Annotated in this window: 16 protein-coding genes and 1 pseudogene; 5 read left to right on the top strand and 12 right to left on the bottom strand. The window is 55.6% G+C overall.

The features are described 5' to 3' along the window. Positions 1-169: 169 nt before the first annotated feature. The gene (locus tag ACA108_02895) at positions 170-628 is read left to right on the top strand and encodes a YbaK/EbsC family protein (GenBank protein XEX96508.1); all 459 of its coding nucleotides are present in this window, start codon (positions 170-172) and stop codon (positions 626-628) included. A gap of 356 nt (positions 629-984) precedes the next feature. Here ACA108_02895 and ACA108_02890 read toward each other — a convergent pair whose 3' ends face one another. Together ACA108_02890 and pobA are read right to left on the bottom strand one after the other, a co-directional pair. Continuing rightward, the gene (locus tag ACA108_02890) at positions 985-1,872 is read right to left on the bottom strand and encodes a helix-turn-helix domain-containing protein (protein ID XEX96507.1); all 888 of its coding nucleotides are present in this window, start codon (positions 1,870-1,872) and stop codon (positions 985-987) included. A 92-nt stretch (positions 1,873-1,964) separates the two neighbouring features. Beyond that, on the bottom strand, positions 1,965-3,149 hold the full coding sequence (gene pobA, locus ACA108_02885; protein XEX96506.1) for a 4-hydroxybenzoate 3-monooxygenase: 1,185 nt from the start codon (positions 3,147-3,149) through the stop codon (positions 1,965-1,967). A gap of 298 nt (positions 3,150-3,447) precedes the next feature. Between pobA and ACA108_02880 the strand changes: the two genes are divergently transcribed. Together ACA108_02880 and ACA108_02875 are read left to right on the top strand one after the other, a co-directional pair. Beyond that, a complete protein-coding gene (locus ACA108_02880; protein ID XEX96505.1) occupies positions 3,448-4,224 on the top strand; it encodes a threonine/serine exporter ThrE family protein in 777 nt (258 codons plus the stop codon). Beyond that, positions 4,215-4,688 carry a threonine/serine exporter gene (locus ACA108_02875; protein ID XEX96504.1) on the top strand — a complete coding sequence of 158 codons (474 nt, stop codon included), beginning with the start codon at positions 4,215-4,217 and terminating at the stop codon, positions 4,686-4,688. The genes ACA108_02880 and ACA108_02875 overlap by 10 nt, the downstream gene beginning before the upstream one ends. 6 nt (positions 4,689-4,694) lie before the next feature. On the opposite strand, the gene ACA108_02870 is transcribed toward ACA108_02875, so the two are convergent. Beyond that, a complete protein-coding gene (locus tag ACA108_02870) occupies positions 4,695-6,074 on the bottom strand; it encodes an MFS transporter (protein ID XEX96503.1) in 1,380 nt (459 codons plus the stop codon). A 211-nt stretch (positions 6,075-6,285) separates the two neighbouring features. Between ACA108_02870 and ACA108_02865 the strand changes: the two genes are divergently transcribed. Together ACA108_02865 and ACA108_02860 are read left to right on the top strand one after the other, a co-directional pair. Then, positions 6,286-6,927: a TetR family transcriptional regulator gene (locus tag ACA108_02865; protein XEX96502.1), complete on the top strand. Its 642-nt coding sequence runs from the start codon at positions 6,286-6,288 to the stop codon at positions 6,925-6,927. 96 nt (positions 6,928-7,023) lie between these two features. Beyond that, complete coding sequence (locus tag ACA108_02860; GenBank protein ID XEX96501.1) at positions 7,024-7,527, top strand: DUF2501 domain-containing protein; 504 nt, start codon at positions 7,024-7,026, stop codon at positions 7,525-7,527. A 94-nt stretch (positions 7,528-7,621) separates the two neighbouring features. Here ACA108_02860 and ACA108_02855 read toward each other — a convergent pair whose 3' ends face one another. From ACA108_02855 to ACA108_02815, 9 genes and pseudogenes are all read right to left on the bottom strand, one after another. Beyond that, complete coding sequence (locus ACA108_02855) at positions 7,622-8,632, bottom strand: SIS domain-containing protein (GenBank protein ID XEX96500.1); 1,011 nt, start codon at positions 8,630-8,632, stop codon at positions 7,622-7,624. 21 nt (positions 8,633-8,653) lie between these two features. Further along, positions 8,654-9,715 carry an SIS domain-containing protein gene (locus ACA108_02850; protein XEX96499.1) on the bottom strand — a complete coding sequence of 354 codons (1,062 nt, stop codon included), beginning with the start codon at positions 9,713-9,715 and terminating at the stop codon, positions 8,654-8,656. Positions 9,716-9,725: 10 nt separating this feature from the next. Further along, positions 9,726-10,574 carry a PTS system mannose/fructose/sorbose family transporter subunit IID gene (locus ACA108_02845; GenBank protein XEX96498.1) on the bottom strand — a complete coding sequence of 283 codons (849 nt, stop codon included), beginning with the start codon at positions 10,572-10,574 and terminating at the stop codon, positions 9,726-9,728. Continuing rightward, positions 10,552-11,331 carry a PTS mannose/fructose/sorbose/N-acetylgalactosamine transporter subunit IIC gene (locus ACA108_02840; GenBank protein ID XEX96497.1) on the bottom strand — a complete coding sequence of 260 codons (780 nt, stop codon included), beginning with the start codon at positions 11,329-11,331 and terminating at the stop codon, positions 10,552-10,554. Before ACA108_02840 ends, ACA108_02845 begins: the two co-directional genes overlap by 23 nt. A 13-nt stretch (positions 11,332-11,344) precedes the next feature. Further along, a complete protein-coding gene (locus tag ACA108_02835; GenBank protein ID XEX96496.1) occupies positions 11,345-11,818 on the bottom strand; it encodes a PTS sugar transporter subunit IIB in 474 nt (157 codons plus the stop codon). A 15-nt stretch (positions 11,819-11,833) separates the two neighbouring features. Next, on the bottom strand, positions 11,834-12,256 hold the full coding sequence (locus tag ACA108_02830) for a PTS sugar transporter subunit IIA (protein XEX96495.1): 423 nt from the start codon (positions 12,254-12,256) through the stop codon (positions 11,834-11,836). A 105-nt stretch (positions 12,257-12,361) separates the two neighbouring features. Continuing rightward, positions 12,362-15,136, bottom strand: coding sequence for a sigma 54-interacting transcriptional regulator (locus tag ACA108_02825; GenBank protein ID XEX96494.1), 2,775 nt, complete (start codon positions 15,134-15,136; stop codon positions 12,362-12,364). 130 nt (positions 15,137-15,266) lie between these two features. Then, on the bottom strand, positions 15,267-16,019 hold the full coding sequence (locus ACA108_02820; GenBank protein ID XEX96493.1) for a CDP-diacylglycerol diphosphatase: 753 nt from the start codon (positions 16,017-16,019) through the stop codon (positions 15,267-15,269). 34 nt (positions 16,020-16,053) lie between these two features. After that, positions 16,054-16,626 (bottom strand): annotated as a pseudogene (locus ACA108_02815) (LysR family transcriptional regulator substrate-binding protein). Positions 16,627-16,635 lie beyond the last annotated feature (9 nt).

The following is a 16,635-nucleotide window of genomic DNA, read 5'->3' as shown; positions in this document are numbered from 1 at the left end:
TTTAGTATTCCCTGCTCTGAAGCACACTGCAACCGGTTACAGTAACCGGTTGCAGTGATTGTGAAGGAGATCCACAATTGAATAAAATAAACCCGGGCGAGACGGAGAAGCAATTTGCGAAAAGGCCGACCTTATGCGAAATTATTTGCAGCTAAATCAGGAGAAACACATGAGTCTGCAGTCCGTTCGGCAATTCTTTGCTGACCACGCCCCCGATATTGATATTATCGAGCTTAATCAAAGTACCGCCACCGTTGCACTTGCTGCTGCCGCGCATCAGGTTGAGCCGGGCCAGATAGCCAAAACGCTGTCGCTGAAAGTCAAAAATGCTGTGATTCTCGTTGTCGCCAAAGGGGATGCCAGGCTGGATAACCAGAAGCTCAAAACCGCCTTTGGGGCAAAAGCACGCATGCTAAGCAGCGACGAGGTCGTGACCTGGACGGGCCACCCTGTCGGCGGCGTCTGCCCGTTCGGTCTTGAAAATCCCCTCACCGTGTACTGCGATGTCTCACTCAAAAATTACGCAGAAGTCCTGCCCGCCGCGGGCGCTACCCATAGCGCGGTGCGTATCACCCCAGATCGTCTGGCCGAGCTGACCGAAGCTACGTGGGTGGACGTCTGCCTGTAATATACCGTCGAGGACCACTCTATGCGGTCCTCGATGAATCACGCCTTTCACTATCTTCTGCCGGTAACGGCTTAATAGATTAAAAAACCGTTACCGGTTCATTTAAAGAAAATATGATGGTCATTGACTTACAGTACTACTAGTGAGCCTGGGTGAGGCGAGCAGAATTTGCGTCATCATTTATTAGTAAAAAAACGCCTTATATGACATTAGGTGCTTTCGGAAGGGCTGGCATTGCAGAATAAATAATATTTCATACAGCCATTACCATAATAAATAACCGAAAGGTAATATTAAAATAAATATTAGCAACCGCTCATAAAATAATGGTTTTAGAAAAAGGCGCTTATTTTTTACTAAAAATGGACAATTATTCGCTCTTCATCACGACGGAATGCTTTTGGCGAGGTGCCCGTATAGCGTCGAAAAAACCGGGAGAAATAGGTCGCGTCGCTGAAGCCAAGATAGTCTGAAATCTGACTTATCGTCATGCTGGTATAGTGCAGGCTACGTTTCGCCTCCAGCAGCAAACGCTGGTTGATAACGTTCAGCGCGCTCTGTCCATGGAGCTGCTGACAGAGATTATTGAGGTGGACGCTGGACAGCCCAATGACGCTCGCATAATGCGATACCGGCAGATGCTCGCGATAATGCCTCTCAAGCAGTTTATTAAAAGAACGTATCACGGCCCGCTTGCGTTCGACTCGCCCACCGGCTGCGGGAAGAGGCGCACTCTGGCGGTTAAGCCAGACGAGAAGCGCGCCAGTCAGCGAGTGAATCATCATGTCCCGCGCTTCTCCGTCCCCTTCGTACTCGCTCTGCAGGGTACGAAACAGGGTGTTAATCTGGCCGCGTGAGGCGTTAACGGGTAAACATGCCGCCCTGGATAATACCTGCAACGGCCGCCCAAACTGCTGTTCGAACTGGGCCACCAGCGGGGCAGAAAAAGAGAGCGAATATCCCTGGGTGCCGGGCGAAAAACGAAAGCCGTGAACGCAAAGCGCGGGAACCACCTGCAGACAGGCCTGTTCCACGTGATGCACGCTACCTTCAATTTCTATCTCTGCCTGGCCCTTATGCAGGTACAGGAGCTGCACCAGATCCGCATGCTGATGCACGCGGATATGCCATTCATACAGGCTGCTGCGGCTGTGAATAGATTCGCAGTGCAGCAAATCTCGCGTCGGCCAGTTCAGGTTTTCGCCGTACAGTTTAAAGACGGGGATAGATTGGCTCAGGCTCATCTCTCGCTCGCGATCGTGTCAGGGCGGGAAAGAGCCGCCCTGAATAAGTGTAGTTCATTCAACAGGTTTGCAAGGCTGCCGCCGTGGGTCCCTCAGCGAACCTCCTCAAAAGGCAGACCAACATAATTCTCGGCTATCGTCGTCATTCCCGCCTGCGAACCTAAGTAGTATTCCCGGTCAGCCTGCTGCATTTTGCGGTCAAAATCGTTCTGCCCGGCAAAGTCATGCAGCAGATTAGTCATAAACCAGCTGAACCGCTCTCCCTTCCATACGCGCCGGAGCGCCATTGGCGAATAGGTTTCTAAAAGATCGGTGCGGCCTTCGTGATACACCTTACGCAATATGCGATAAAGATAGTTCACGTCCGAAGCGGCCAGATTCAGCCCTTTCGCCCCGGTTGGCGGGACGATGTGTGCCGCGTCCCCCACCAGGAACAGCCTGCCGAACTGCATCGGCTCGACGACAAAACTGCGCAGCGGGGCGATGCTTTTCTCAAGTGAGTGACCAGTCACTAACTTCTCGCCCAGCTCGGCGGGCAGACGGCTTTTCAGTTCAGTCCAGAAGCGCTCGTCGGGCCAGGCCTCCACGGTATCGGTCAGCGGCACCTGCAAATAGTAGCGGCTTCTAGTTAGTGAGCGCTGACTACACAACACAAAACCACGCTCATGGTGGGCATATATCAGCTCGTGATTTACCGGTGGGGTATCCGCCAGCAGCCCTAACCAGCCGAAGGGATAGACCCGCTCGTATTCACGCAGGATATCTTTAGGAATAGCGTGTCGGGATACGCCGTGGAAACCATCGCACCCCGCGATGTAGTCGCAGTCGATGCGGAAGGTTTCACCCTGCTTTTCAAAAGTGACGTAAGGTAAGTCCCCTTTTATTTCAAAAAGCTGCACGTTACTGACGCCATAGATGGAACAGCCCCGGCTCTCCTCGCGTGCCGCCATTAAATCGCGAGTTACTTCGGTCTGCCCATAAACCATCACCGTTTTGCCCCCCGTCAGCTCCTTGAGTGGAACAGGAATACGCCTGCCGTCGAACAGGAATTCTACGCCGTGGTGCACCAGCCCTTCGGCATCCATACGCTGGTTCACGCCAGCTTCGCGGAGCAGATCGACAGTACCCTGCTCGAGTATGCCCGCCCGAATGCGCCCCAGTACATAGTCCGGAGATTGTCTTTCGAGGATCACACTGCTGATGCCCGCCTGGTGCAGTAGCTGGCCTAGCAGCAGGCCTGACGGCCCGGCGCCAATAATCACCACCTGAGTTTCCATAGGGTACGCTCGCTCACGATTATGTTTGTAGTTTGTTGTTATTGTGTTTTTAAAATGTTTCATATGCATTTTTGCCACCCAGTCGGGCAAAAAGAAGGCCGATAAACGACTAAAACCTGCACTTTTCGAAAATTAACCAGAACTGCGAGCGACCTCAAATTTTACTGTAATAGCGCTCGCCGGCGTTTATTCGTACAAAGTTTGATCTGGCACGTCGGAGCGCGAGGGGGTGGGTATGTTACTAATGGAAAGTCCTTTTTTTGCGCGATACGCGCTTACTTTTCCTCCAGGGTCAGGCATGCAAACAGAAGTCAGCATTCAACGGGAAGTGACCCGTTTATGCATACAGTGCGCGCTTTTTTTATTGCAGCACGGGGCAGAAAGCGCGCTGGTAGAAGAACTTTCTACCCGCTTAGGCCTCGCGCTGGGCATGGACAGCGTGGAAAGCTCCATTTCAGCCAATGCCATCGTCCTGAGCACGATTAAAGAGAACCAGTGCCTGACAACCACGCGTAAAAATGTCGATCGCGGCATCAACATGCACGTCGTCACCGAGGTGCAGCACATTGTCATCATGACCGAGCATAAGCTGCTGGACTATAAGGACGTGCAGAAGCGCTTCGCGCATATCAAGCCGCTACGCTATCCGCGCTGGCTGGTCGTGCTGATGGTCGGCATTTCCTGCGGCTGCTTCTGCAAACTCAACGGCGGAGGCTGGGACGGGGCGTTCGTCACTTTTATTGCCAGCACGGTGGCCATGTACGTCCGCCAGCTGCTGACCCAGCGCCACCTGCACCCGCAAATTAATTTCTGCATCACGGCTTTTGTGGCAACCACCCTCTCCGGCCTGCTAATTGCTAAAGGCCCGTTTGCCAGCACCTCTAATATTGCGATGGCGGCAAGCGTGCTGCTGCTGGTGCCCGGCTTTCCGCTCATTAACGCCGTAGCCGACATGTTCAAAGGACACGTGAATACCGGCCTTGCGCGCTGGGCAATGGCGAGCCTGCTGACGCTTGCCACCTGTATCGGCGTGATCATGGCGATGGCGATCTGGGGGCTACGCGGATGGGCATAATTGATTTTGTTCTGGCGCTGCTACATGACATGGCGCTGGCGGCCATTCCGGCGGCTGGCTTCGCACTGGTATTCAACGTGCCGCAACGGGCGCTGCCCTGGTGTGCCCTGCTGGGGGCAGTAGGCCACGGTTCGCGCATGGCGCTGATGGCGGCGGGCGTAAATATCGAGTGGAGTTCATTCGTTGCCGCAATCGTGATCGGCATGATTGGCATTCAGTGGTCGCGCTGGTATCTGGCCCACCCGAAGGTATTTACCGTCGCGGCGGTGATCCCGATGTTCCCGGGGATCTCCGCCTATACGGCAATGATTTCCGCCGTGAAGATGAGCCACTTTGGCTACAGCGAAGACCTTATGATCCTGCTGATGACCAACTTCCTGAAGGCCTCTTTCATCGTAGGCGCGCTGTCCATCGGCCTGTCGCTGCCGGGCCTGTGGCTCTACCGCAAGCACCCGCGGGTGTAGCCCTTTTTACTCCCTTTCCACCATAGAGAGGGCCGGGGTAAGGGGAGGTTCCTGAGGGGAAGGGCTCCTCTCGGCCGCCCGCCTGCCCTTGGCAAAAATAGCCAGCGCGGTAATTATTGCCGGGACGGCGAGAATAAAGAAAACCGTCTGGAACGCCAGGCTGAGCGACATCATTTCCGCGCCGGCAAAGGCGCTAAGGATTGCGCCGATGCGCCCGACGCCGTGCATCCAGCTCGAACCGGTTGCGCGGGCTTCCGTCGGGTAGTAGCTGGCGGAAAGCGCGTTCATGCCGGTGTTTGCCCCGTTCAGGCAGGAGCCGCAGAAAAAGGCCAGCGCGCCGAGCAGCGTGAAACTCTCTCCAGCCAGGCCGATGACAATCGTCATGCCGCCGCCGGTGGCATACATCAGCCCCAGCGCCCGGTGAGGGTTAATCCGATCCATCAGCCAGCCGGCAAACAGCGAACCGAGGGTGCCGCCGGCCTGGTAGAGTGCGGCAATCACCGCCGCCTGCGCCACCGTCATGCCGATGCCTTTGACCATCGACGGCAGCCAGCTGCCGAGCACGTAAACCAGAAAAAGCCCCATAAAATAGGCCAGCCACAGCATCAGGGTGCCAAAACGGTACTCTGCCGAAACCACGATTTCTATTGCGCCTTTCTTCACTGCGGACGGCGGAGGGATCACAAACTCTGTTGCCGCGTCTACGGCTTTGGGATAAAGCTTCGCCACGATCTGGCGGATGCGCCGCTGCTCGGCACGCTTGCTCACCAGAAAGCGCACGGACTCGGGCAGTTTCCACATCAGCAGCGGAACGAAAAGCAGTGGCAAAACGCCGCCCAGCACCATCAGCGAATGCCAGCCCAGGTTCGGCATCATCCACGATGCCGCAAATCCGCCGCTCGCCGCGCCAAAGGTAAAGCCGCAAAAAATCACCGTAATAATAAACGAGCGTTTTTTCTCGGGCGCATACTCCGACACCAGTGTCCCCATGTTTGGCATCGCCGCGCCCAGTCCCAGCCCGGTCAAGAAGCGGAAGATCATCATCTGATCGATGTTCTGCGAGAAGGCGGTGGCACAGGTCCAGAAGCCGAAGAAAAAGACGCTGTTAATAATGATTTTCTTACGCCCGAGCCGGTCGGCCAGTGGCCCGGATAGCATCGCCCCCAGGGCAAGACCGATAAGCGCCGCGCTGATAACAAAGCCCAGCTCGTGGTTTGTCACTCCCCAGCTCTCTTTCAGCACGGGGGCGATAAAGCCCATAATGGCGATATCAAAGCCGTCCAGCGCAATCACGCAAAACCCCAGCAGCACGATGAGCTTCTGGTAGCCTCCCAGCGGGCTGTGGTCGATTAATTCTCTTACATCCATGACTTTTGCATCTGACATTAAGATTCTCCGCGCCGTGGAAAGGCGCCACGTCAGTGATAATATTCGCAACGGGGCGCCTGGGAACAGTAGAAGTTAGTGTATAAGGTGCGTTATCGCCCGGTATGAGATCACATTTTTTAAACAATTTATTCACAAAACGAACCTAATGATTCAATAACCGAAATCAGGTTATAGAATAACTTTTTGGATCCACTCACGAGGAGCCCGCATGGAAAGCCACGAGATCTATCTCCCGGAACGCTTTGAAGAGGCGAGCCTGAAAGAGAAAATCTTCTTTAGCGCCATTGAGCTGTTTGCCGAATTTGGCCTTAACGGCGCGCGTATGGAGCAAATCGCCGAGAAAGCAGGCACCACCAAACGTATGGTGGTTTACCACTTCAAGAGCAAAGAGCTGCTGTATGTGCAGGTGCTGGAATATGTCTACACCCAAATCCGCAGCTCGGAGCGCAGGCTCAACCTGGCCGACCAGCCGCCGGTTGAGGCCATGGTGCAGCTGGTGGAGTGGACGTTTGATTTCCACGCCGGCAACCCGGATTTCATTCGTATTATCTGCATGGAGAACATGCAGCGCGGGCGCTTTGTGAAAGAGTCCACCTACCTGCGAGAGGTGAACCGCAGTGCGTTAACGCTGCTGGAAGACGTGTTGAGTCGCGGCCAGGCCCTGCACCTGTTCAGCAAATCGATTAACGCCAAAGACGTTCACCGTCTGATCAGCAGCTTCAGCTTCCACCACGTCGCTAACAGCTATACCTTTTCGAACCTTTTTGAAGAGGGGGCCGACCCGGCGCAGAACACGGCCCACTACCGTGAGATGGCGGTGAAGGTGGTGCTGCGCTACATCGGGCCGTAGGTATTAGGAACACTCCGTCTGCGCCCGCCAGCAGCGAGGGGTTATACTCAGGGGCTACATGCTCCTGCGCAGCAGGAAATAACAGGGAATGAGAAGATGAAAGCAAACAAATTACTCTGCGCTATGGCGCTGGCATCATCGGTATTCGCAGGCCAGGCGCTGGCGGCCAGCTGGCAGGATCAGCTCTCCAGCGCGGCGAGCGAACTGAGCAAAAGCGGCACAGCCTCTACTGCGGACACCGCAAGCAGCGGCTTGTCCCTCTCTACGCTGACCGGGCTGCTGAACGGCGGCAACCAGGCGCTTAGCGCCAACAGCATGACCAACGCGGCGGGCGTGATGGAGTACTGCGCGAAGAACAAGCTTGCTTCCGTGACCAGCACTGAAAACCTGAAAAGCCAGTTGATGAACAAGCTCGGCATGGAAGACACCGCTAAGGCGGTTGAAAAACCGGACTACAACCAGGGCCTGATGGGCCTGCTGAATACCGGCAAAGGCCAGCAGTTGGATCTGACCACTATCGGCAGCTCGCCGTTGGCGGAAAAGGTGAAAACCAAAGCGTGCGATATGGTCCTGAAGCAGGCCGCTAACTTCGTTTCATAATCCGTTTTGCGCATAAAAGGGTGGATGGCGCTGCCGCTTTTCCACCCCACTTGATTCGTAGGTCGGATAAGCGCAGCGTCATCCGACAGGGCTTTTAATAGTCGAACTGACGGTAATAGCGTCGGATGTCCAGGCTGTGCCCGGTGTAATGTTCAAAATGAGCGGCCAGCCTGTCCACCAGCAGGGTGGATGCCACGCACGGCGCCATTATCCAGCGGAACTCATCGTCAATGCCGTTAAGCGCAAATTCACGAGGATCGATAACCACCAGATCGTCGGTGATCTTGCTGGCAAAGGCCTCCACGCGATCGTCGAGCGCGCGGCACTTCCCTTCTCCCTTCACCAGAAATAGCGGCACGTCTTTTTCCAGCAGCTCCAGCGTGCCGTGGAAAAACTCCGCCGAACTGACCGATTTGGTTCGTTTCCACTGCATCTCTTCCAGTATACACATCGAGAACAGATAGACCTCGCCCCACATCTCGGCCCCACCGATCCACATCATGTACTCCGCGTTATGGTAGCGGCTGGCAATCTCGTCGGCGCGATCGTTGAACTGGTGTTTAGCCTGTAACAGATTTTCCGGCAGCAGCTCCAGCTGGCCTGCAAAGCGATCGTAGCCGCTGAACTCCCCGTTGAGCGCGACCAGACGGAAGAACAGCCAGTACAGCAGCATGTATTCAAACTCCACGCCGTTTTTGTGCTGCATCGGGATGTGCCAGGTTGCCGCTTCGGCCAGCGGTGAGTCCGCATTTTTAGTGATAGCCACCACGCGAATGCCCTGCTCCTTGCACCAGCGGGCAATCGCCACCGACTCTTTGGTATCACCCGATTTTGAAAGCGTAATCACCACCGAGTCTTTAGTGAGCTTTTTATTTCCCTTAGAGATTAACTCTGCCGCCTGCTCGGTATAAACCGGCAGCGCGGTCACCTCTTTGGCAAACTCCTGCATGGCCATCATCGGTGCCAGCGAACCGCCCACCGAGGCAAAAAATATATTATTAAACCCGGCATCGTGAATATTCCCGGCTACCTGCTCGGCAACTTTACGCGCAGAGATAATATCGCGAGCACTGGTCAGGTACTCGTCCTGATTAAAACCTAACATAGTTTTTCTCCTGAAAAGGAATTAAATTTTGCTTTTAAGCACTCTGTCAAAATCGTCAAAAATACGCACACTCAGATCTGTACCCTTCGCCATGGCGATATTAAAAGCCAGCAGCTGGAAGGGAACTATTAATAATAAAGGCGCAAAGTTATGGCTTGCTGAATAATCCAGCGCCAGCGTATCTTCGTCATTACTTTTCGCAGCCAGGGTAACGGTAAATGCGCCACCCAGCGCGGGCCGCATATAGTCCCGTAACGCAGCGCTGCGCGCATGGGGCTGGTCTTCAATGAAGAAGATTGTGTGCTTTGCGCTGGCCTCAAGGTACGGGCCGTGCATGTAGGCCTCCAGCTCGAAGCCGCTGGAGGGCAGCCGCACCGTTTCGGTAAACTTCGTTTCGAACTCCTTCGCCACGCCAACCAGCGCGCCATAGCCAGTCGCCACAAAGCGCTGCGCCCCGATGAAATGCTGCCGATGGCGAGCGATGAAGGCGTTGGTTTTGTCTATAACGCCCGGTATCGCCAGCGCTATATCCTTCAGCTCTGCCAGCGCCCGCTCCTTTTCTCCGGCCTCAAGCTGACCGCCGTGTTCGGCAACGGTCAGGGCGATAAGCAGCAGGTTCAGCACCGTGGCGCTGAAGCCCAGCGTCACGAAACCGACGCTTTCTATGCCGGTGTTAATATCCAGCACGCCGTCGGCCTGCTGCGCCACCGGGCTTGCGGGATTAGAGGTCAGGCAAAAGACCGGAATATGCCGTGCCTGCACTTTCTTAACGGCTTCCAGCGTCGACGCGCTTTTACCGCTCTGCGACACCGCAATAACCAAACTCGTAGTCGGATCCAGCCGTTCATAATGGGTGAAATTATACGGTTCTTTAATATCTACCAGAATCCCGAAGCGATCTTCGAAATAATACTTCGCGCAAAGCACCGCGTTATATGACGATCCCGTTGCCAGAATCATTATTTTATTTACAGTTTTGTTAGTCAGGTACTCTTTTAGCGGCGCAAGCTTAGCCTCGTATTCATTAAGAATAACCCCCAGCGCCTCTGACTCCCGGCCGATATAATCCAGCATGGTTGACATTGTATAATCCTCAGAATAAACCAATCCATGAACCTACTATCCCCACCACCGCCATGCCGCCCAGAATAGCCAGCGGTTTAACCTTTCTGCCCAGCAGCCAGTAGACGACGCCAAAGCTCAGCAGCGGGAGTAAAGCAGGCATGACGTCGTTGATAATGTCCTGCACGTGGGTTTTCGCATCCCCCGTCCCGAAGGTAATGGGGATGGTGATATCAATCATTGAGGCGGTCATTGCCCCCACCACCATCAGGCCGATTATCGATGCGCCATAGGTCAGGCTCTCCATCATCCCGCTCTTCTGGATACGCTGCAGCACGCCGGTTCCCAGCACGTACCCCCAGCGGGTAAACAGGAAACGCACGGCCAGGTGCGGGATGTTAAACACCAGCAGGAACAGAATAGGGCCAAGAATGCTGCCCTTAAGCGCGAGGCTTGTACCAATCCCCGTGGCAATCAGACGCAGCGTGCCCCAGAAGAACGAGTCGCCAAGCCCGGCCAGCGGCCCCATCAGCGAGGCCTTCACACTGTCCACGGAGGCCGCGTCCATGCCCTTCGACTGGCTGTTTTTCTCTTCCATCGCTGCCGTAATGCCCAGAATCAGCGTGACAATGTGAGGCGTGGTGTTGAAGAACGCCAGGTGGCGTTTGAGCGCGCAGGCCAGATCCTCTTTGCGGGTGTAGAGCTTTTTCAGCACCGGGATCATCGCGTAGACAAACGCCAGGTTCATCTGCCGCTCATAGTTCCAGGAGAATTCCATCTGGAACGAACGCCAGAAAACGCTGCGCAGCTCTTTATCGGTAATGCCGCCGGTCTCCTCTTCTGCCGCCTGAGTTTCCTCAGAAATCATCTTCATCGTCATTCTGGACTCCTTGTGCCGCCGTCGGGCGCGGGGAATTAAGTTGCGTGACGTTCACCATTACCACAGCGGTAATCGCACCGAGGATGGCTATGCCGGTTACCGGGATTTTCAGATAGGCCATCAACACGAAGCCGAGGAAGAAGTAAGGCGCAACCTTCCTGTTAATCAGCAAACGAGCCAGCATCGCAAAGCCCAGCGCGGGAATAATCCCCGTTGCCACGCTCAGCCCGTGCTTGATGAACTCCGGAATGGCATCCAGCAGGCTCTTCACCGCGCCGCTGCCGACCATAAAGGAGACGGTCACCACCGTCGCCAGCATCAGCGAAAGACCGAACCCGGCGATGAGGTGCATCCGCTCAATGCCCCGCGTATCCGCCTGCTCCGCATAGGCGTCCGCCTTCTGGTTCAGGGTCGGGATAAACAGCCCGAGATAGACGTTTTTCAGCACCAGCGTCAGCGTGGCTATCGGCAGGCCCAGCAACAGGGCCGTTTCCGTCCCCGCCCCGGACGTAATCGCAAAAGCAACGCCCAGAATGCCGCCGGTGACCACGTCTGGCGGAATGGAGGCCCCCACCGAAAACGAACCGATGAACGCCAGCTCCAGCGTCGCGCCCATCATCACGCCGGTTTGCACATCACCCAACACCAGCCCGGTGAGCAGGCCGGTGACAATCGGCCTGGAAATTAACGACGTGCCTAATGCATATTCGGACTGGGCAATAAAGGCCACCAGACCGAGCAGTAATGCTTCTACCATGATGCTTCCCTCACTATTCAACGCATTCGGTGAATAATAATTTCCTGTCGTTAGGCACCTGCCGGATTTCCACTTCCGTACCCGCTTTAACCAGTTCGTTCAGCAAATTAATTTCCTCTGGCAGGACATTAATCGCTTTTGAAATATTCTGGCTTCCCTCTTTGGCTTTAATACCGCCTAAGTTAATGCTTTTTATTTCTGGAATTTCGCTGGCCAGCCGCCATGCATCCTCAATGGATTCCACGACGATAAATAATTTATATTTGTCGGTGACACCGCTTTTTATTGCCGCAATCGAATCGGCGATGTTTTTCATCACCAGCTTCACCGCAGGCGGTTTGGCAAGTTTAATGGTGGTTTTACGCAGCTCATCGTCCATCACCGCATCGTTGGCAATCAGGATGCAGTCGGCGCTGATGTACTGGGTCCAGGAGAAGGCAACCTGGCCGTGGAGCAGGCGGTGGTCAACGCGCAGGAGTGTTATCATTTTTCTGGTCCTCGGTTAAAAGTCTTTATCCGTCACCAGCGCCGTATTCAGCGTCTGGTTGCAGTACTGGATGCTCTGGCGGGCGCTCGCCAGCGATTCGCTAATCAGCAGCGTCGTCTCTTCATCCTGCGGGGAAATAAGCATTTCGATGATTAACGGCAGATTCAGCCCGGCCAGCAGATGAAAGCCGGGGCGGTGAATAAAGCGGATAAATTCATTGTTTACGCTGCCGGCAAAAATATCCGTTAATACCACCAGCTCGTCCTGAGCCGGAAAAGAAGCCATCAGGTTATTCACCTGCTCGGTCAGATCCTCGCCCTCGTGAATATAGGCACAAAGCGTATGGATATTATTTTGCTTGCCCAGAATCAGCTCAACCGAGTTGAGGATACCGCTAGCGAAGGTGCCGTGGCTGGCAAAAATATAGTGTCGTTTCATCCTGTCCTCGAAAATAAATCCCGCTGTCTGAGCTTTAATTTGCAACTGCCGTGCCAGCATTAGTGGCACGGCGGTGGGTGGCGGGGATGAAGCGGGAGAAAAAGCCTAAAACTCTTGATCGTACTGAAGAAATTCAGTTTCCAGATGCAGAATATCGTGGATATAAAACAGCTCGGCCTCGGGGATTTTGACACTGTAGCTGGACTCAATGACACTAAAGGCCTCCCGCAGCGCGGCGAGGTGATTTCTTTGACACTGAGCGCGCCGTCCGGCGTAGACCTGAATCGCCGCCTGGCGGATCAGCCGCTCAATCAGGCAGCTTACGTGAACGTAGAGCGCAACCTTGCGATCGTTGGGCACGGAGATTGTGGCCAGGTGCTGATAGCGCGTCAGAAACTGCTCTACCTTATTAATCACCTTGCCGGTATCGAGAATGGTGACGGACTCAATCACCCGCCGCAGCGAGAAGTTCTTCACGATGCGCTCGTTAATCTGCTTCACCTCCTCCGGACCGGTCAGCGCCCCGAACAGCCCCAGCAGCGTCTCGTTGCCCTGCCCGGAGATCAGCGTATCCAGCGGGATATAGGGCACCTCGGGGATGTTGGGATCGAGCGTCCCCACCAGCGCCAGCACGTCGAAGCGGGAAAAGATCGGCTCGCGGCGCTTGTTTTCCGCCAGCGTCTCGTACTCATAGGCGACCACCTCGATCCCCAGCTCCTGGGGAATGCTCGCTTTCAGCAGGCTGCAAAGATTGCTGGCGGCGCCGATACCCGTCGCGCAGGTGGTAATAATCGCCTTCGGTTTATTCCGCTCGGGCCAGATGATTTTATGCTCGACGGGCAAATCTGTCGCGATGTCGCTGGCGATATTTTCCAGATAGTCCCCCTGCAAAATCCGCTCGCCGACGTACAGCGCCATCCGCGTGGACACGTTATTAATGATGGCCACCGGCATCGTCACCCGGTGGCTGAAATACTGGTGGATATCGTTAAGCGAGCCCATATCCACCAGAATCACCAGGCTGCTGGCCTGCGCGTTACGCTCGACGTACTGCGTCACCTGCTGAGCGATGGCCTCGGGCGTCACGTCCAGCGGCATATCGAACGACTCGTAAACCGTCTGCTTCAAAAGCCGGTTCGCCACGTTGGCAATGCTGCTCGCCGTGGCATAGCCGTGCGCCAGGATCACCGCTTTGGTCACCAGCTGGCTGGTCTGCACGCCGGTTTTATTCAGCCAGAGCAGTAACAGCACGCGGTCCATCGCCTGAATGTTCAAATCCAGCCTGCGGGTCAGCGACGTCAGCACCTCGTCGCAAAACAGGTAGAGCAGCGGGTACTTTTGCTCTAAAAAGCGGTCGAGCTGTTTGCACACTTCGGCGTTAAGTTTTGAGGGCTCGACGTTCGAGCGATGCACCAGGTAATGCCCGATGGCGTAAATACAGTTGCCGTTAAACTGGACGCTGTAGCTTTTTTCCAGCCGGTAAAACTCCTCCCGCACCTGGCTCGTCACCAGCAGCAGCATCTGCGAGCTGGCTTTGTCCTGGCTGTCGAAAATCAGCCGGTCAAACAGCTCTTCAATTTCGTTGCCGATACGCAGTTCGATATCATCCCAGGCGTGGTGAGCGCTGCGGTATTTCTCATACAGGGCCAGCACACTGAGCTGGAGATCGTGGATCAGCATGCGGGCCGCATCCTGGCTTTGCAGCAGCCACGGCAGGCACGTTTTCTCGTCGAGCAGGATATCATCCTGGCGGTCGGTCACGGCTTCGCTGAGCGCGGGCAGCTGGGCCATCACCGGTTCAGGAAGATCGTGGATCGTCACGCTTAACGTCGGCCCCGCCCCCTGTTTAGCAAACGCAGAGGCCACCACGTATTTGATAACGTTTTTCAACTCCCCTACGTTGCCGCGAAAAACATAGTGCGACAGCACGGAGAGCAGCCGCGGGCTGAGGCTTAAGCCAAGGCCGACTTTTTTTGCCTCCATCCAGAAGAACTGCAGGATCAGCGCCTCTTTCTCTTTGCGGCTGCGGCTTTCAAGTTCCGGCAGGACAACCTGAATGGGGATACGGCGAATAAACGTGGTCAGGAAAGTGCTGTGAATGTCCTCGGTGGTGGCGAAAATCAGCCGAACCGAAACGGCGTGGCCGCTGGCGGTCTCGCCCAGCCGGTAAATCTCCCCCCGGTCGAGCCAGGTGAAGAGTTTCTCCTGCCCTTCGGCATGCAGCCGGTGAACTTCATCCAGAAACAGAATGCCGCCGTCCGCCGCTTCGAACGCGCCGGCTCTGTCAGTGCTGGCTCCCGTAAAAGCCCCTTTAACATAGCCGAACAGGTTTGCCGCCAGCAGCTCCGGGTTGCTGGCGTACTGGGCGCAGTTGAACGTGACAAAAGGGGCATCTGCCCCAATCAGCCGCTGCGCGATGGCGTATTCATGCATCAGCTGCGCAAGGTAGCTTTTACCTGTGCCGCTGTCGCCGGTGATCAGCAGCGGCAGGCCGCCGTCGGGATAAAAGAGCGCGGTTTTCAGCTGCTCAATCGGCTTCCTGAGCGAACCTTCATGGCCGATCAGCAGGGAAAAGTGGTCATGCTGCTGTTTCCCGCCGTCGCTTTCTGCCAGCAGCTCGTCGACGCTGGCAAACTCGGTGCGCGACAGGCGATAAAACTGCTGCTCGAAGCTCGCTTTATGCAGGAAGTAAACGGGGCGGGTGTTAATTTTTATCAGCACGCCCTGCGCCACCAGCTGGTTGAGATAGTGGCTCGCGGTATTGCGCCGTAGTTCAAAACGCCCGGCAAGGTGGCCGGCAGTGAAGATGTCACTGACGTCATGAGGGTCGAAAAAGTCGGTCTGGTTTTTCAGGAAGGTGAGCAAATCGTCTTTACGCATGGGGCGTTCCTTACGCTGCGGTATACGCTTGCCCCAATGATGCAGTGAAAGATCGCGCCGTGACCAAAAGCCTGCCGGGGATTTTCGATTTTGTGGACGGCAGCACAAAAGGCGCCGCCCATCGTTCATGCTAATTTTGCAGCGCGCAGCCGTAATCGAGTATTTCCCCGGCGGTGCCCAGATTCATGTCCTTCACCTTCAGCCGGTTTGCCAGCAGCACAAACTCACCCTGCTCGTTAACGGTCACCGCCAGGCCATATTTCGCAATGTCGTCGCCGTGCACCTGAACGTAGCGGTTCAGCAGCGCAAAGGGGCTTTGCTGCGCAAACGTGTCGGCAGGGATTTTCATCGCCAGATAATCATGGCCCTTGAGCTTCACGGCCAGCGGCTGCCAGCTGGTGCTGATAAGCCCTTCCTGCTGGCTAAGTTCCCGATAAACCTCCGGGCGCAGGCAGGCAAGATGGATATGCAGCTGGTTCTGGGAGCGGCCGTACCAGGCGTTGACCGCCAGCCCCAGATAACGCTCGTCCACGGACCCCGCCCCCCACTGCTTTAAGCGACCGCGCTCCTGCCAGGCGTAATAAAAGTAGTTGGGCGTATCCGCCTTCTGGAGTTCAGGGCTTTCAATGCCGGTAATTTCCTCGGTCGGCATCACCAGCATGTGCAGCGGGCCTTTAGCGTCTTTGAACACCACGAAATGGTTATCCAGATCAACCTCTAAACAAGGGGCAGGATCCTGCTGCTGCTGCTGGCCGGGCACGCACTGCTGGCTGACAATCTTCCACAGCGCGTCGCTGTTGGCGTGGATATACAGCAGCCATCCGGCAGCGGCCAGCAGCACAAGAAGCATCAGGAATAAAACGGCGCGGAGGGTCTTCTTCATGAAAAACGATCGTCCTTGAGAGTAAATTATGCGGTTAGTTTAGCTTCCTTTGCTGAAATGCTTTAGCAATCAGCTGGAAACAGTCGTCGATGACGGGTGGGAACGCCTGCTGCGTGCTGCGCATCAGCGCCACCGTTCGGCTCAGAGAGGGCTGCTGAAGATGCACCACCACCAGCTCTTTGTCCTGTAAATGCGTGGTGTAAAGCTCCGGCAGGATCGCGATAGCCAGGCGGGAGCGCACCAGCCCGTACAGGGTTTCGATATAGTCGACCTGATAGCGCGCGGTGAGATTAAGCCGCTGGCTTTCTGCCATAGCGGCCACCAGGCGGCTGATATTCCCTTTTGAAAATACGCCGATATCGCGGCGGGAGAGGTGCCGCCACGGGATTTGGCTGGAGGCAGCCAGCGGATCGTCGCGGTGCATCACGGCGACAAACGGATCGTCCTGCAGCGGGTGGATCTCCAGCGTTTCGGGCACCGAGCTGTCCAGCGCGCCGATGCCAAAGTCCAGCTGGCCGTTTTCCAGCTGGCTAATCAGGGAATCATTGGTTTGATCGTGAAACTCAACGCGCAGACGAGGGTAATGCTCCGCCAGCAGCTCCGGGAGGGAGTGTTA

Origin of the sequence: Dryocola sp. LX212 (assembly GCA_041504365.1) — a bacterium.
GTDB lineage: Bacteria > Pseudomonadota > Gammaproteobacteria > Enterobacterales > Enterobacteriaceae > Dryocola.
Note: the sequence above shows the minus strand (reverse complement) of the source record. Positions and strands in the feature narration are given on the sequence as shown.

Coding starts and splice junctions, on each gene's coding strand:
- ACA108_02840 (XEX96497.1), bottom strand. CDS start 11,331: ATGGTAGAAGCATTACTGCTCGGTCTGGTGGCCTTTATTGCCCAGTCC.
- ACA108_02880 (XEX96505.1), top strand. CDS start 3,448: ATGCAAACAGAAGTCAGCATTCAACGGGAAGTGACCCGTTTATGCATA.
- ACA108_02835 (XEX96496.1), bottom strand. CDS start 11,818: ATGATAACACTCCTGCGCGTTGACCACCGCCTGCTCCACGGCCAGGTT.
- ACA108_02875 (XEX96504.1), top strand. CDS start 4,215: ATGGGCATAATTGATTTTGTTCTGGCGCTGCTACATGACATGGCGCTG.
- ACA108_02855 (XEX96500.1), bottom strand. CDS start 8,632: ATGTTAGGTTTTAATCAGGACGAGTACCTGACCAGTGCTCGCGATATT.
- ACA108_02865 (XEX96502.1), top strand. CDS start 6,286: ATGGAAAGCCACGAGATCTATCTCCCGGAACGCTTTGAAGAGGCGAGC.
- ACA108_02830 (XEX96495.1), bottom strand. CDS start 12,256: ATGAAACGACACTATATTTTTGCCAGCCACGGCACCTTCGCTAGCGGT.
- pobA (XEX96506.1), bottom strand. CDS start 3,149: ATGGAAACTCAGGTGGTGATTATTGGCGCCGGGCCGTCAGGCCTGCTG.
- ACA108_02820 (XEX96493.1), bottom strand. CDS start 16,019: ATGAAGAAGACCCTCCGCGCCGTTTTATTCCTGATGCTTCTTGTGCTG.
- ACA108_02890 (XEX96507.1), bottom strand. CDS start 1,872: ATGAGCCTGAGCCAATCTATCCCCGTCTTTAAACTGTACGGCGAAAAC.
- ACA108_02870 (XEX96503.1), bottom strand. CDS start 6,074: ATGTCAGATGCAAAAGTCATGGATGTAAGAGAATTAATCGACCACAGC.
- ACA108_02845 (XEX96498.1), bottom strand. CDS start 10,574: ATGACGATGAAGATGATTTCTGAGGAAACTCAGGCGGCAGAAGAGGAG.
- ACA108_02895 (XEX96508.1), top strand. CDS start 170: ATGAGTCTGCAGTCCGTTCGGCAATTCTTTGCTGACCACGCCCCCGAT.
- ACA108_02825 (XEX96494.1), bottom strand. CDS start 15,136: ATGCGTAAAGACGATTTGCTCACCTTCCTGAAAAACCAGACCGACTTT.
- ACA108_02850 (XEX96499.1), bottom strand. CDS start 9,715: ATGTCAACCATGCTGGATTATATCGGCCGGGAGTCAGAGGCGCTGGGG.
- ACA108_02860 (XEX96501.1), top strand. CDS start 7,024: ATGAAAGCAAACAAATTACTCTGCGCTATGGCGCTGGCATCATCGGTA.